The 14676-nt window shown below is 60.9% G+C and carries 14 protein-coding genes; 8 read left to right on the top strand and 6 right to left on the bottom strand.

Annotated features, from left to right (window positions below):
- Positions 1-17 precede the first annotated feature (17 nt).
- The 4 genes from AB4P96_RS27375 to AB4P96_RS27360 all read left to right on the top strand — a co-directional run bounded on the left by AB4P96_RS27375 (position 18) and on the right by AB4P96_RS27360 (position 5694).
- A complete protein-coding gene (locus AB4P96_RS27375; protein ID WP_017138260.1) occupies positions 18-1463 on the top strand; it encodes an aldehyde dehydrogenase family protein in 1446 nt (481 codons plus the stop codon).
- A gap of 173 nt (positions 1464-1636) precedes the next feature.
- Complete coding sequence (locus AB4P96_RS27370) at positions 1637-3001, top strand: MFS transporter (protein ID WP_017138259.1); 1365 nt, start codon at positions 1637-1639, stop codon at positions 2999-3001.
- 11 nt (positions 3002-3012) lie between these two features.
- The gene (garD, locus tag AB4P96_RS27365; RefSeq protein WP_017138258.1) at positions 3013-4566 is read left to right on the top strand and encodes a galactarate dehydratase; all 1554 of its coding nucleotides are present in this window, start codon (positions 3013-3015) and stop codon (positions 4564-4566) included.
- A 186-nt stretch (positions 4567-4752) separates the two neighbouring features.
- The gene (locus AB4P96_RS27360) at positions 4753-5694 is read left to right on the top strand and encodes an AEC family transporter (RefSeq protein ID WP_017138257.1); all 942 of its coding nucleotides are present in this window, start codon (positions 4753-4755) and stop codon (positions 5692-5694) included.
- Positions 5695-5806: 112 nt separating this feature from the next.
- On the opposite strand, the gene AB4P96_RS27355 is transcribed toward AB4P96_RS27360, so the two are convergent.
- From AB4P96_RS27355 to gatC, 6 genes are all read right to left on the bottom strand, one after another.
- Positions 5807-6187 carry a carboxymuconolactone decarboxylase family protein gene (locus AB4P96_RS27355; protein ID WP_017138256.1) on the bottom strand — a complete coding sequence of 127 codons (381 nt, stop codon included), beginning with the start codon at positions 6185-6187 and terminating at the stop codon, positions 5807-5809.
- Positions 6184-7230, bottom strand: coding sequence for a calcium/sodium antiporter (locus AB4P96_RS27350; protein ID WP_032865800.1), 1047 nt, complete (start codon positions 7228-7230; stop codon positions 6184-6186). The genes AB4P96_RS27355 and AB4P96_RS27350 overlap by 4 nt, the downstream gene beginning before the upstream one ends.
- A gap of 56 nt (positions 7231-7286) precedes the next feature.
- Positions 7287-7658: a septal ring lytic transglycosylase RlpA family protein gene (locus AB4P96_RS27345; protein ID WP_026013786.1), complete on the bottom strand. Its 372-nt coding sequence runs from the start codon at positions 7656-7658 to the stop codon at positions 7287-7289.
- 131 nt (positions 7659-7789) lie between these two features.
- The gene (gatB, locus tag AB4P96_RS27340) at positions 7790-9235 is read right to left on the bottom strand and encodes an Asp-tRNA(Asn)/Glu-tRNA(Gln) amidotransferase subunit GatB (protein ID WP_017138253.1); all 1446 of its coding nucleotides are present in this window, start codon (positions 9233-9235) and stop codon (positions 7790-7792) included.
- Positions 9236-9245: 10 nt separating this feature from the next.
- On the bottom strand, positions 9246-10697 hold the full coding sequence (gene gatA / locus AB4P96_RS27335; protein WP_065911562.1) for an Asp-tRNA(Asn)/Glu-tRNA(Gln) amidotransferase subunit GatA: 1452 nt from the start codon (positions 10695-10697) through the stop codon (positions 9246-9248).
- A gap of 16 nt (positions 10698-10713) precedes the next feature.
- The gene (gene gatC / locus AB4P96_RS27330; protein ID WP_003188556.1) at positions 10714-11001 is read right to left on the bottom strand and encodes an Asp-tRNA(Asn)/Glu-tRNA(Gln) amidotransferase subunit GatC; all 288 of its coding nucleotides are present in this window, start codon (positions 10999-11001) and stop codon (positions 10714-10716) included.
- A 210-nt stretch (positions 11002-11211) separates the two neighbouring features.
- Between gatC and mreB the strand changes: the two genes are divergently transcribed.
- The 4 genes from mreB to AB4P96_RS27310 all read left to right on the top strand — a co-directional run bounded on the left by mreB (position 11212) and on the right by AB4P96_RS27310 (position 14636).
- The gene (gene mreB / locus AB4P96_RS27325; RefSeq protein WP_002555108.1) at positions 11212-12249 is read left to right on the top strand and encodes a rod shape-determining protein MreB; all 1038 of its coding nucleotides are present in this window, start codon (positions 11212-11214) and stop codon (positions 12247-12249) included.
- A 168-nt stretch (positions 12250-12417) separates the two neighbouring features.
- The gene (mreC, locus tag AB4P96_RS27320; protein WP_017138251.1) at positions 12418-13500 is read left to right on the top strand and encodes a rod shape-determining protein MreC; all 1083 of its coding nucleotides are present in this window, start codon (positions 12418-12420) and stop codon (positions 13498-13500) included.
- The gene (gene mreD / locus AB4P96_RS27315) at positions 13500-13988 is read left to right on the top strand and encodes a rod shape-determining protein MreD (RefSeq protein ID WP_017138250.1); all 489 of its coding nucleotides are present in this window, start codon (positions 13500-13502) and stop codon (positions 13986-13988) included. Before mreC ends, mreD begins: the two co-directional genes overlap by 1 nt.
- Positions 13989-14039: 51 nt before the next feature.
- The gene (locus AB4P96_RS27310; RefSeq protein WP_395600311.1) at positions 14040-14636 is read left to right on the top strand and encodes a Maf family protein; all 597 of its coding nucleotides are present in this window, start codon (positions 14040-14042) and stop codon (positions 14634-14636) included.
- The last annotated feature ends 40 nt before the right edge of the window (positions 14637-14676 follow it).

Below are 14676 nucleotides of genomic sequence, written 5' to 3'. Positions count from 1 at the left end.
GCGTCAGGAGAAGATTTGTGTCCCAAGCCAAACGTTTTGAAAACTACATCAATGGCGAGTGGGTGGCCGGTGCCGACTACTGCAATAACATCAATCCGTCGGAGTTGTCCGATGTCATTGGCGAATACGCCAAGGCCGATGTAGCCCAAGTCAACGCCGCCATCGATGCCGCCCGCGCCGCGTTCCCGGCCTGGTCGACGTCCGGCATCCAGGCACGCCACGATGCACTGGATAAAGTCGGCAGCGAAATTCTCGCCCGCCGCGAAGAACTTGGCACCTTGCTGGCTCGGGAAGAGGGCAAGACCCTGCCCGAAGCCATCGGCGAAGTGACCCGCGCCGGTAACATCTTCAAATTCTTCGCGGGCGAATGCCTGCGCTTGTCTGGCGATTACGTGCCATCGGTGCGCCCAGGCGTGAATGTGGAAGTCACTCGCGAAGCCCTCGGTGTGGTCGGCCTGATCACGCCGTGGAACTTCCCGATTGCCATCCCTGCGTGGAAAATCGCTCCGGCCCTGGCCTACGGCAACTGCGTAGTGATCAAACCGGCTGAACTGGTGCCGGGTTGCGCCTGGGCCTTGGCCGAAATCATCTCCCGCGCCGGTTTCCCGGCCGGTGTGTTCAACCTGGTGATGGGCAGCGGCCGTGTGGTCGGCGATGTGTTGGTCAACAGCCCGAAAGTCGACGGCATCAGTTTTACCGGTTCGGTTGGCGTCGGGCGTCAGATCGCGGTCAGCTGCGTGTCGCGCCAGGCCAAAGTACAGTTGGAGATGGGCGGTAAAAACCCGCAGATCATCCTCGATGACGCCGACCTCAAACAGGCCGTCGAGCTGTCGGTACAGAGCGCGTTCTACTCCACCGGCCAGCGTTGCACCGCCTCCAGCCGCTTGATCGTCACCGCCGGTATCCACGACCAGTTCGTCGCGGCCATGGCCGAGCGCATGAAGTCGATCAAAGTCGGCCACGCGCTCAAAAGCGGCACAGACATTGGCCCGGTGGTCTCCCAGGCCCAGTTGGACCAGGACATGAAGTACATCGACATCGGCCAAAGCGAAGGCGCGCGGCTGGTCAGCGGTGGCGGCCTGGTGACCTGTGACACCGAAGGTTACTACCTGGCGCCGACGCTGTTTGCCGACAGCGAAGCCGCCATGCGTATCAGCCGTGAGGAGATCTTCGGCCCGGTGGCCAATGTGGTGCGTGTTGCGGATTACGAGGCGGCGCTGGCCATGGCCAATGACACCGAGTTCGGCCTGTCGGCGGGCATCGCCACCACCTCGCTCAAGTACGCCAACCACTTCAAGCGCCACTCCCAGGCCGGGATGGTGATGGTCAACCTGCCGACTGCTGGCGTGGATTATCACGTGCCGTTCGGTGGCCGAAAGGGTTCGTCCTATGGTTCGCGTGAGCAAGGTCGCTATGCGCAAGAGTTCTACACAGTGGTGAAAACCAGCTACATCGGTTCGTAACACCTGCGAGCCCTGCTTGTGTGGGAGCTGGCTTGCCTGCGATAGCATCACTGCGGTGTACCTGACACACCGCGGTGCCTGTATCGCAGGCAAGCCAGCTCCCACACAAAGCCGGTCCCGCATACAACAAGACCATTACCCGCAAAAAAAATAATTAGTGGGAGTACATCTTCATGCAAGCGACCAAGCCGACTCACGTCCGCTATTTGATCCTGCTCATGCTGTTCCTGGTGACCACGATCAACTACGCCGACCGAGCCACTATCGCCATCGCCGGCTCCAGCCTGCAAAAAGACCTCGGCATCGACGCGGTCACCCTCGGTTATATCTTCTCTGCATTCGGTTGGGCCTACGTGGCCGGGCAAATCCCCGGTGGCTGGCTGCTGGACCGGTTCGGTTCAAAAAAAATCTACGCGCTGAGCATCTTCACCTGGTCGCTGTTCACCGTGCTGCAAGGCTATGTGGGTGAGTTCGGGGTTTCCACCGCGATTGTTGCGCTGTTTATGCTGCGTTTTTTGGTGGGCCTGGCTGAGGCGCCTTCGTTTCCCGGAAACGCCCGTATTGTGGCGGCGTGGTTTCCTACGGCCGAACGCGGCACTGCTTCGGCGATTTTCAACTCGGCGCAGTACTTCGCTACGGTACTGTTTGCACCGCTGATGGGCTGGATCGTCTACAGCTTCGGCTGGCAGCACGTGTTTATCGTGATGGGCGGCATCGGCATCCTGTTCTCGCTGATCTGGCTGAAACTTATCCACAGCCCGCGCCAGCATCCGATGATCAACGAAGCCGAGTTCAACCACATCGCGGCCAACGGTGCGATGGTCGACATGGACCAGGACAAAACCAAAGGCCAGAAAACCGACGGGCCGAAGTGGGATTACATCCGCCAACTGCTCACCAACCGCATGATGCTCGGCGTGTACCTGGGCCAGTACTGCATCAATGGCATCACCTATTTCTTCCTGACCTGGTTCCCGGTGTACCTGGTGCAGGAGCGTGGCATGACCATTCTCAAGGCGGGGTTCATTGCATCCTTGCCGGCCATCTGTGGGTTTATCGGCGGCGTGTTGGGCGGTTTGATTTCCGATTACCTGTTGCGCCGGGGGCATTCGCTGACCTTCGCGCGCAAGGCGCCAATCATTGGTGGCTTGCTGGTGTCGTGCAGCATCGTGGCGTGCAACTACGTGGATATCGAATGGATGGTGGTGGGCTTTATGGCCCTGGCCTTCTTCGGTAAAGGCGTTGGCGCACTGGGTTGGGCGGTGGTGTCCGACACCTCGCCGAAACAAATCGCCGGGCTCAGTGGCGGCTTGTTCAATATGTTTGGCAACCTGGCGTCCATCAGCACGCCGATCGTCATTGGTTACATCATCGCCACCACCGGCTCGTTCAAGTGGGCGTTGGTGTTCGTCGGCGCCAACGCGCTGTTGGCGGTGTTCAGCTACTTGGTGATCGTCGGCCCGATCAAGCGCGTGGTGCTCAAAGAGCCGCCAAGCAAAGGGCCGGAACTGACTAACCTTACCCAAGCGCACTCCTGAGGGGCGATGTAATGCAGTTGATTGAACATGCCGACTCGCCGCGCTCGATTCGTTTGCACGCGCGCGACAATGTGGTGATCGTGGTGAACGACCAGGGCGTGCCGGCTGGCACCGAGTTTCCGGACGGCCTGGTCACCGTGGATTTCATTCCACAGAGCCACAAGGTGACCCTGGAAGATATCCCCGAAGGCGGTGAGATTATTCGCTACGGCCAGACCATCGGCTATGCGCTGGCGCCGATTCCGCGTGGCAGTTGGGTGCAGGAAGACCAATTGCGCATGCCGACTGCGCCGCCGCTGGACAGCTTGCCGCTGTCGACCGAGGTGCCAGCAACCCAGGCGCCGTTGGAAGGCTTCACGTTTGAGGGCTACCGCAACGCTGACGGCACCGTGGGCACGCGCAATATCCTCGGCATCACCACCACGGTGCAATGCGTCACTGGTGTGCTGGACCATGCGGTCAAGCGCATCAAGGACGAGTTGCTGCCCAAGTACCCGCACGTTGACGACGTGGTGGCGCTGACCCACAGCTACGGCTGTGGCGTGGCCATCACCGCGACCGATGCCTACATCCCGATCCGCACCGTGCGCAACCTGGCACGCAACCCGAACCTGGGCGGCGAAGCGCTGGTGATCAGCCTGGGCTGCGAAAAGCTGCAGGCCGGGCAGGTGATGCACGACAACGACAGTTCTGTCGACCTCAGTGAGCCTTGGCTGTACCGCTTGCAGGACTCCAGCCACGGGTTTACCGAAATGATCGAGCAGATCATGGCACTGGCCGAAACCCGCTTGAAGAAGCTCGACCAGCGTCGCCGGGAAACCGTGCCGGCGTCCGAACTGATCCTGGGCATGCAATGCGGCGGTAGTGATGCGTTTTCCGGCATCACCGCCAACCCGGCGCTGGGCTATGCCTCGGATTTGCTGTTGCGAGCCGGGGCGACGGTGATGTTTTCCGAAGTCACCGAAGTGCGCGACGCCATCTACCTGCTGACGTCGCGCGCCGAGAGCAAGGAAGTTGCCCAGGAACTTGTCAGGGAAATGGACTGGTACGACCGTTACCTGGCCAAGGGTGAGGCGGATCGCAGCGCCAACACCACGCCGGGTAACAAGAAGGGCGGGTTGTCGAACATTGTCGAGAAGTCCCTGGGCTCCATCGTCAAATCCGGCAGCAGCGCGATCAATGGCGTGCTTGGCCCGGGTGAGCGGTTCAAGGGCAAGGGCCTGATCTTTTGCGCCACGCCGGCCAGCGACTTTGTCTGTGGCACCTTGCAACTGGCGGCCGGGATGAACCTGCATGTGTTCACCACCGGGCGTGGCACGCCTTACGGGCTGGCGATGGCACCGGTGGTGAAGGTCTCAACGCGCACGGAACTGGCGCAGCGCTGGCCGGACTTGATCGATATCGACGCCGGGCGTATCGCCACCGGGCGTGCGACCATCGAGGAGCTGGGCTGGGAGCTGTTCCACTTCTACCTGGATGTGGCCAGCGGCAAGAAACAGACGTGGGCGCAGCGGCATAAACTGCATAACGACATCACCCTGTTCAACCCCGCGCCCATCACCTGAGACCAGCACGGACTCTGTGGGAGCTGGCTTGCCTGCGATGGCGGTGTATCAGTAACGAATGCATCGACTGACACTGCGCCATCGCAGGCAAGCCAGCTCCCACATTTGCTCGGGGTTGCCCAGACGAACCGGGCTGCATGGCTTATCATTAGCCACCTGACGACACCCACCAAGGTTCTCCCCGGCATGCTGGCTATCTTCCTCACCACCCTGACCATCACCGCGCCGGTGTTTGCCATGCTGTTTTTGGGGGTGCTGCTCAAGCGCATCAACTGGATCAACGACAACTTCATCCACGTTGCATCGTCGCTGGTGTTCAACGTCACCATGCCGGCGCTGCTGTTTCTCGGCATCCTCCACGCCGACCTGCATTCGGCGCTCAAACCCGGTTTGTTGATCTACTTTGCCGTTGCCACGCTGCTGAGCTTTGCCCTGGCCTGGGGCTGGGCGATCTTTCGCTGCCCGCGTGAAGACCGTGGCATTTATGCCCAGGGCGCGTTTCGCGGCAATAACGGCGTGATCGGCCTGGCGCTGGCGGCCAGCATGTACGGCGACTACGGCATCTCCCTTGGCGCGATTCTCGCGGCGCTGGTGATCCTGTTCTACAACACGCTGTCGACCATTGTGCTGGCGGTGTACAGCCCGGTGATCAAGTCCGACCCGTGGAGCATTTTCAAAAGCGTGATAGCCAACCCGCTGATCATCAGTGTGATCGTCGCCGCGCCGTTCGCGATCTTCAAGATCGGCTTGCCGGGGTGGCTGGAGTCGTCCGGGCAGTATCTGGCGGACATGACCTTGCCGCTGGCGCTGATCTGCATCGGCGGCACCTTGTCATTGGCGGCCTTGCGCAAAAGCGGGAGCATGGCCTTGAGTGCCAGCCTGGTGAAGATGATCGGCCTGCCGCTATTCGCGACGTTGGGCGCGTGGCTGCTGGGCTTTCGTGGGCCGGAATTGGGGATTTTGTTTCTGTATTTCGGCGCGCCGACGGCGGCGGCGAGTTTTGTCATGGCCAGGGCGGCTGAGGGCAACCATGAGTTGGCGGCGGCGATTATTGTGATCACCACGTTGATGGCGGCGGTGACCACCAATATCGGGATTTTTGTGTTGCAGGCGGGTGGGTGGATCTAAGGTTTGTGGTGTGCTTGAGGGCCAATCGCAGGCAAGCCAGCTCCCACATTTTGAATGTATTCACAGTTCAAATGTGGGAGCTGGCTTGCCTGCGATGGCTATCTAACAGTCACTACTGGTCTGCCTGATACGCCTCAATCACTTCCTGCGCCGCCCGAAACGCATCAATCGCCGCCGGCACACCCGCGTACACCGCGCAATGCAGCAGCGCTTCGCGAATCTCTTCCACCGTGCAGCCATTGTTCAGTGCGCCGCGCACGTGGCCCTTGAGTTCCTGTGGGCACTTGAGTGCGGTCAGGGCCGCGAGGGTGATCAGGCTGCGGGTCTTTAAGGGCAAGCCTTCGCGATTCCACACGCTGCCCCAGGCATGTTCGTTGACAAAATCCTGCAGTGGCTGGGTGAACTCGGTGGCGTTGCCCAGGGCGCGATCGACGAACACGTCGCCCATCACCTGGCGACGCATCTCAACCCCGGGCTTTCTCTGATCGGTCATTGCGCTTCCCTCTTGTGTTGGCGGCGCCAGGCTCGCAGCGTGCTGAGTACCAGAAACGCCACCAGCGCCGGCAGGACGTAATACAGCATCAGTTTTTCAAGACGGGTAGCCAAGGGCATGCCGAACGTGAACGAGACCACATGCAATGCGTACACCAGGTACAGGCCCAGAAAGACCAGGCCTTCGGCGCGGGTGACTCGGTAACCGGTGTAGAACACCGGCAGGCACAGCGCCACCACGCCGAGCATTACCGGCAAGTCGAAATCGAGGGCGTTGGGCGATACCGACAGCGGTGACGGCGCTACCAACGCGGTAAACCCCAGCACACCGAGCAGGTTGAACAGGCTGCTGCCGATCACATTGCCCACGGCAATCTCGCGCTCGCCGCGCACGGCGGCAATCAGCGAAGTGGCCAGGCACGGCAACGAAGTGCCGACGCCGATCAAGGTCAGGCCGACGATGCGCTCCGACAGGCCCAGGTCGCTCGCCACGTCCACCGCCGCGCCCAGCAGCAAATGCCCGGCCAGCACCAGAATCAGCAGCCCGCCGAGCATCAGCAACACGCTGCTCAACCACGGCGCTCTGGCCACGGTGTCCAGCGTGCGCGGGCGCCGGGAATGGCGGGTCTGGTAATGCAGCACACCCAGGTAGGCCACCAGCGCTGCGAGCAGTACCAGCCCGTCAACGGGCGTCAACGTTTCATTGGCCGACAGGGTAAACACCAGCAGCGCGGCGCAAATCATCACCGGGATGTCCAGGCGCACCAGTTGTCGCGACACCCGCAGCGGGATGATCAGCGCAGACAGGCCCAGGGTGACGAGGATGTTGAATATGCTGCTGCCGATCACGCTGCCCACGGCGATATCGGTATTGCCGGCCAGGGTGGCTTGCAGGCTGACGGTCATTTGCGGCGCGCTGCTGCCGAAGGCAACGATGCTCAAGCCGATGATCAGCGGCCGCACCTTGAGGCTGGCCGCCAGGCGCACGGCGGCGCGCACCAGGATTTCGGCGCCGAGAATCAGCAGCAGCAGGCCGCTGACCAATTCGAGCAGGCTGAAGGGCGAGAGGGCGGTGAGTACGGAAATGGCCAAGGCTCCTGTCAGTTGCTCAGCGCTTGCACGCGAACCCGTGCGGTGCCGCTGCCCAGCATACCGAGTTGCTCAGCCGCCTTGCGGGAAACATCGATCAGACGGCCACGGGTGTGCGGGCCGCGATCATTGATGCGCAGCACGACGGATCTGTTGTTGTCGAGATTGGTCACCTTGACCCGCGTGCCGAAGGGCAGGCGCCGATGGGCGGCGGTCAGGGCGTTCTGGTTGAAGGGTTCACCGCTGGCGGTTCTATTGCCATGGTGCTTGGCGCCGTAATAGGAGGCGGTGCCGGTTTCGTCGTAGCCGTTGGGGTCGATGAGGCCGCTGGCGCAACCGGCCAGCAGAGAGAACAGGGCCAGGAGGCCGAGTAGACGCTTCATGTTCAACAAACCCCCAATTGATCGTTCCCACGCTCTGCGTGGGAATGCAGCCCGTGACGCTCCGCGTCACAAAAGCGGACGCGGAGCGTCCAGTGAGGCGTTCCCACGCGGAGCGTGGGAACGATCAAGTGTCAGCCTTCGAGCTTGCTTTTGAGCAGTTCGTTCACCTGTTGCGGGTTGGCTTTGCCTTTGGAGGCTTTCATCGCCTGGCCGACAAAGAAGCCGAACATCTTGCCGCGCTTGGCTTCGTCTGCCGCACGGTATTGTTCAACTTGCTCAGCATTGGCGGCCAGCATCTCATCGAGCACGGCCGAAATAGCGCCGCTGTCGGTGACTTGCTTGAGGCCACGCTTCTCGATGATGTCGTCGGCGCTGCCTTCGCCTGCGGCCATCGCTTCAAACACGGTCTTGGCGATTTTGCCGGAGATAGTGTTGTCTTTGATGCGCAGCAGCATGCCGCCCAACTGCTCGGCGGTCACCGGGGCTTCGTCGATCTCCAGGCCCTGTTTGTTCAACAGGCTGCCCAGCTCAACCATCACCCAGTTGGCCGCCAGCTTGGCGTCGCCGGCAATGCTCACGACTTTTTCGAAGTAGTTGGCTTGCTCACGGCTGGAGGCCAATACGCTGGCATCGTAGACCGACAGGCCGAACTGTTCCTGGAAACGCTCGCGTTTTTGCGGCGGCAGTTCCGGCAGGGTGGCACGCACGTCATTGAGGAACGAGTCCTCAATGATCACCGGCAACAGGTCCGGGTCGGGGAAGTAACGGTAGTCGTTGGCTTCCTCTTTACTGCGCATGGCACGGGTTTCGTCTTTGTTCGGGTCGTACAGGCGCGTTTGCTGGATCACCTTGCCGCCGTCTTCGATCAGCTCGATCTGGCGACGCACTTCGGTGTTGATCGCCTTCTCGATGAAGCGGAACGAGTTGACGTTCTTGATCTCGCAGCGTGTGCCGTACTCGGCCTGGCCTTTTGGCCGCACCGACACGTTGCAGTCGCAACGCAGCGAACCTTCGGCCATGTTGCCGTCGCAGATGCCCAAGTAGCGCACCAGCGCGTGGATGGTCTTGACGTAGGCCACGGCTTCCTTGGCGCTGCGCATGTCCGGCTCGGAAACGATCTCCAGCAGCGGCGTACCGGCGCGGTTCAGGTCGATACCGGTGGCGCCGTTGAATTCTTCATGCAGGCTCTTGCCGGCATCTTCTTCCAGGTGCGCACGGGTCACGCCGACACGCTTGATGGTGCCGTCTTCCAGCGGGATATCCAGGTAGCCCTTGCCGACGATCGGCAATTCCATCTGGCTGATCTGGTAGCCCTTGGGCAGGTCCGGGTAGAAGTAGTTCTTGCGCGCGAACACGTTGTGCTGGCCGATCTCGGCGTCAATCGCCAGGCCGAACATCACCGCCATGCGCACCGCTTCCTCGTTCAGCACTGGCAGTACGCCGGGCATGCCCAGGTCGACCAGGCTGGCCTGGGTGTTGGGTTCTGCGCCGAACGTGGTGGCGCTACCGGAGAAAATCTTCGATTGGGTGGCGAGCTGGGTATGAATCTCCAGCCCGATCACAACTTCCCATTGCATAGTGTTCTCCTCAGAAGCCGGTAGGGGTGCGAGTGTGCCAGTCGGTGTTCAACTGGTACTGGTGCGCCACATTGAGCAGGCGGCCTTCCTGGAAATACGGGGCGAGCAATTGCACGCCGACCGGCAGGCCATCGACGAAACCTGCGGGCATGGACAAGCCCGGCAAGCCCGCGAGGTTGGCGGTGATGGTGTAGAGGTCTTCCAGGTACTCGGCGATCGGGTCGCCGGTCTTGGCGCCGATCTTCCAGGCCGGGTTCGGCGTGGTCGGGCCGAGGATCACGTCGACTTCTTCAAAGGCGGCCATGAAGTCGTTCTTGATCAGGCGACGGATCTTTTGCGCCTTGAGGTAGTACGCGTCGTAGTAACCGGCGGAAAGCGCGTAGGCACCGACCATGATCCGGCGTTGTACTTCGGCACCGAAGCCTTCGCCACGGGAGCGTTTGTACAGGTCGGTAAGGTCTTTCGGGTTTTCGCAGCGGTAGCCGAAGCGCACGCCGTCGAAACGCGACAGGTTCGAGGAGGCTTCTGCCGGCGCGATCACGTAGTACGCAGGAATCGCGTGCTGGTTGTTCGGCAGGCTGATTTCCTTGATCACGGCACCGAGCTTTTCCAGCTCTTTAATGCTGTTGTGCACCAGTTCGGCGATACGCGGGTCGAGACCGGCGCTGAAATACTCTTTCGGCACGCCGATACGCAGGCCTTTAAGCGAGGTATTAAGGCTGGCGCTGTAGTCCGGCACCGGCTCATCGATGCTGGTGGAGTCCTGTTTATCGAACCCGGCCATACCTTGTAACAATATTGCGCAGTCTTCAGCCGTGCGTGCCAGCGGGCCGCCCTGATCGAGGCTGGAGGCATAGGCAATCATGCCCCAACGGGAAACGCGACCGTAGGTCGGCTTCAAACCAGTGAGGTTGGTGAAAGCGGCGGGCTGGCGGATCGAGCCGCCGGTGTCGGTGGCCGTGGCCGCCGGCAGGAAACGCGCGGCAACAGCAGCAGCCGAGCCGCCGGAGGAACCGCCGGGCACGTGCTCCAGGTTCCACGGGTTTTTTACCGCACCGTAGTAGCTCGACTCGTTGGCCGAACCCATGGCGAATTCGTCCATGTTGGTCTTGCCCAGGGTCACGGCCCCGGCGGCCGCCAGCTTGGACACTACGGTGGCATCGTAGGGTGCCTTGAAGTTGTCGAGCATCTTCGAGCCGCAGCTGGTGCGAATGCCCTGGGTGCAGAACAGGTCTTTGTGGGCGATGGGTGCGCCCAGCAGTGCGCCGTTTTCACCGTTGGCGCGACGTGCGTCGGCGGCCTTGGCCTGGCTCAGGGCCAGTTCCTCGGTGAGGCTGATAAAGCTGTTGACCTTGGGATCCAGCGCGGCAATTCGCGCCAGCAGGGTCTGGGTCAGCTCTTCGGAAGAAAACTTTTTGTCGGCGAGACCGCGGGCGATCTCGGCCAGAGTCATGTGATGCATGAAAGGCTCTTTCCCTTTAGTCGATGACTTTCGGAACCAGGTACAGGCCGTTTTCGACCGCTGGCGCGATGGACTGGTAGGCCTCGCGATTATTTCGCTCGGTCACAACGTCTGCACGCAGGCGCTGGCTGGCTTCCAGCGGGTGAGCCAGGGGCTCGATGCCGTCGGTATTTACGGCCTGCATTTGGTCGACCAGCCCGAGAATGCTGTTCAGGGCTGCGGTGGTCTGTGGAAGATCGGCGTCATTAAGGCCAAGCGAGGCCAGATGCGCGATTTTTTCCACGTCGGAGCGTTCAAGCGCCATGGGTTTCTCCAGTGGAAAACAGAACGGAGGGCATCCGTGTGTTAGATTGTCGGAACACTACCGCATTTCTACGGTCATAAGGCCGCGATTGTGGGGGTTGGTGCACAGAAAGTCGGCCAATTTAGCACATTGGCGCCTTGCCCAAAATCCCTGTCGTTGTTAGAGTTTGCCGCACTTTTTTACCCACGCGTTGCCTAGGGTCCTTTCCCCATGTTCAAGAAACTGCGTGGCATGTTTTCCAGCGATCTTTCCATTGACCTGGGCACTGCCAACACCCTTATTTACGTGCGCGAGCGCGGTATCGTTCTGAATGAGCCATCGGTTGTGGCCATTCGGACCCATGGTAATCAGAAAAGTGTCGTTGCCGTAGGCACCGAGGCCAAGCGCATGCTCGGCCGTACACCAGGCAATATTGCTGCCATTCGTCCGATGAAAGACGGCGTGATCGCCGACTTCAGCGTCTGCGAAAAGATGCTGCAGTACTTCATCAACAAAGTTCACGAAAACAGTTTTCTGCAGCCCAGCCCACGTGTGCTGATCTGCGTTCCGTGCAAGTCCACCCAGGTGGAGCGTCGTGCCATCCGTGAATCGGCCCTTGGTGCCGGTGCCCGTGAAGTGTTCCTGATCGAAGAGCCTATGGCTGCCGCAATCGGCGCCGGCCTGCCGGTTGAGGAAGCGCGCGGTTCGATGGTGGTGGATATCGGTGGTGGTACTACCGAGATCGCCCTGATTTCCCTGAACGGTGTGGTGTATGCCGAATCTGTGCGTGTAGGCGGCGACCGTTTCGACGAAGCGATCATCACGTATGTACGTCGTAACTACGGCAGCCTGATCGGCGAATCTACCGCTGAGCGCATCAAGCAGGAAATCGGCACCGCTTACCCGGGCGGCGAAGTTCGCGAAGTCGACGTTCGTGGTCGCAACCTGGCCGAAGGCGTTCCACGTGCCTTCACCCTGAACTCCAATGAAGTGCTGGAAGCTCTGCAAGAGTCGCTGGCCACCATCGTTCAGGCTGTGAAAAGCGCCCTGGAGCAATCGCCGCCGGAACTGGCTTCCGATATCGCCGAGCGTGGCCTGGTGCTGACCGGTGGTGGCGCCTTGCTGCGCGACCTCGACAAGCTGCTGGCCCAGGAAACCGGCCTGCCGGTGATCGTCGCCGAAGACCCGCTGACCTGCGTCGCCCGTGGCGGTGGTCGTGCACTGGAAATGATGGATAAACACACCATGGACCTGCTCTCCAGCGAATAAGATCGTTGGTTGCGCCATGCTTCGCTCGCAGGCAGCACTTTGCAGTGCTGCCTGTTGGCGTTTATCTTCTTCAATCTGCATCCAGGCCGGTTTGATGCCGTATGAATAAAGAGAACATTTGCCTGGGAGGAGCGGCTTATTAAACCGCTTTTCGCCAAAGGCCCCTCATTGGGCGTGCGCTTGTTGGTGCTGGTCGTGCTTTCGGTCGCGCTGATGGTGGTCGATGCCCGCTTTGCACTGCTCAAGCCCGTGCGCAGCCAGATGTCGCTGGTGTTGATGCAGACTTACTGGATCACCGACCTGCCGCAACGGCTCTACCAGGGCGTGGCCAGCCAATTCGGCAGCCGCACCGAGCTGGTCGCCGAGAACGAAAAACTCAAGACTGAAAACCTGCTGTTGCAGGGGCGCATGCAAAAGCTCGCGGCCCTCACCGAGCAGAACGTTCGGCTGCGCGAGTTGCTCAATTCTTCGGCATTGGTCAACGAGAAGGTCGAAGTGGCCGAGTTGATCGGCATGGACCCAAATCCCTTTACCCACCGCATCATCATCAACAAGGGTGAGCGCGACGGTGTCGTGCTGGGCCAACCGGTGCTTGATGCCCGTGGCCTGATGGGCCAGGTGGTGGAGCTTATGCCCTACACCTCACGGGTATTGTTGCTGACGGACACCACCCACAGCATTCCGGTACAGGTCAACCGTAACGGCCTGCGCGCGATTGCCAGCGGCACCGGCAACCCGGAGCGTCTGGAGTTGCGTCACGTTGCCGACACCGCCGATATCAAGGAAGGCGACCTGCTGGTCAGCTCCGGTTTGGGTCAGCGCTTCCCGGCGGGTTACCCGGTGGCGACGGTCAAGGAAGTGATCCACGATTCCGGCCAGCCTTTCGCTATCGTGCGTGCCGTGCCAACCGCTGCCTTGAACCGCAGCCGCTATCTGTTGCTGGTATTCAGCGACAATCGCACTCCGGAAGAGCGCGCCAACGACGCCGCCCAGGCCCAGGAAGCGGAAGACAAGCAGAACGGTATAACGCCGATCGTTCCCGCAACGGTGCCCAAGCCCGCATTTGTTGGGCCGCCTGCACCGGTGGCAACTCCGGCAGCGCCGGTGGCGACGCCCGTTAAACCTGCCACCCACAACGCCCGCCCGGCGAAACCCGCCGCAACCAAACCGCCTGCGTCGACGCCTGCCGCCACACCAGCCGCTCGACCAGCGGCCGCTGCCCCGGCAACCACGCGGCAGAGGGAGGAATAATGGCCGGTACTCATTCACGCAATGGTTGGATCGTCTGGCTGACCTTCGCCATCGGCTTATTGCTCAGCGTCTCGCCGCTGCCGCAATTCATGGAGATCCTGCGACCGCTCTGGCTCGCGTTGTTGCTCGCGTTCTGGTCGCTGACCCTGCCGCATAAAGTCGGGATGGTCACGGCGATGTGCCTGGGCTTGGCGGAAGACGTGCTCTATGGCACCTTGCTGGGTCAGAACGCATTGATCCTCACGCTGATTACTTTCCTGGTGCTGTCGTTGCAGCAGCGTTTGCGCATGTTCCCGATGTGGCAACAGTGCCTGGTGATCCTGGTGATCTTCGGCCTGGCGCAGTTGGTGCAACTGTGGCTCAGTGCCTTGACCGGCAACCGCCAACCGACCTTGGCGCTGGTGTTGCCAGCGTTGGTCAGTGCGCTGCTGTGGCCTTGGGTCAGTTTCGGCCTGCGTGGGTTACGTCGTCGCTATAAAATCAATTGAATGGATTGCGAGGCTCTGCCTGGTTATCAAACTCTACAGGGAGAGTCTGCAATGAATTCGCTTTACCTGGCCTCGGGCTCACCGAGGCGGCGTGAACTGTTGACCCAGATCGGTGTGCCTTTCACCGTGGTCAGCGCCGCCATTGATGAAACCCCTCTTACTAATGAACCCGCCGTTGCCTACGTCGAGCGCCTTGCGCGCGGCAAGGCCGAGGCGGGTTTTGCTGCGCTTGAACAAAGTGTGCAGGCCTGTGTGCTGGGTGCGGACACGGCGGTGATCGTGGATGGCCAGATCCTTGGCAAGCCCGTGGACCAAGCCGATGCCTTGGCGATGCTGATGGCGCTTTCAGGTCGTGAACATGAAGTGCTCACTGCCATTGCCCTCACCGACGGCCATCGTTGCGAAACGCGTTGTGTAAGCAGTCGTGTACGTTTTCGCGCTATTTCTGTCCAGGAAGCTACAACCTACTGGCACAGTGGCGAACCTGCGGACAAGGCCGGCGGCTATGCTATCCAGGGGCTGGGTTCGGTGTTTGTCGCCGGGCTCAATGGCAGCTATTCCGCTGTGGTCGGCCTGCCGGTGTGCGAAACCGCGCAACTGCTCGGCCAATTCGGCATACCCTGTTGGCAAAACCTTACCGCGCGCTGAACGCCTTTATTTGCGCGCCAAGCCTTAAGCGATCGGTCAC

The organism is Pseudomonas sp. B19125 (assembly GCF_044218855.1).
Lineage (GTDB): Bacteria > Pseudomonadota > Gammaproteobacteria > Pseudomonadales > Pseudomonadaceae > Aquipseudomonas > Aquipseudomonas edaphica.
The sequence above is the reverse complement of the archived record's forward strand: the minus strand, read 5'-3'. Positions and strand labels throughout refer to the sequence as shown.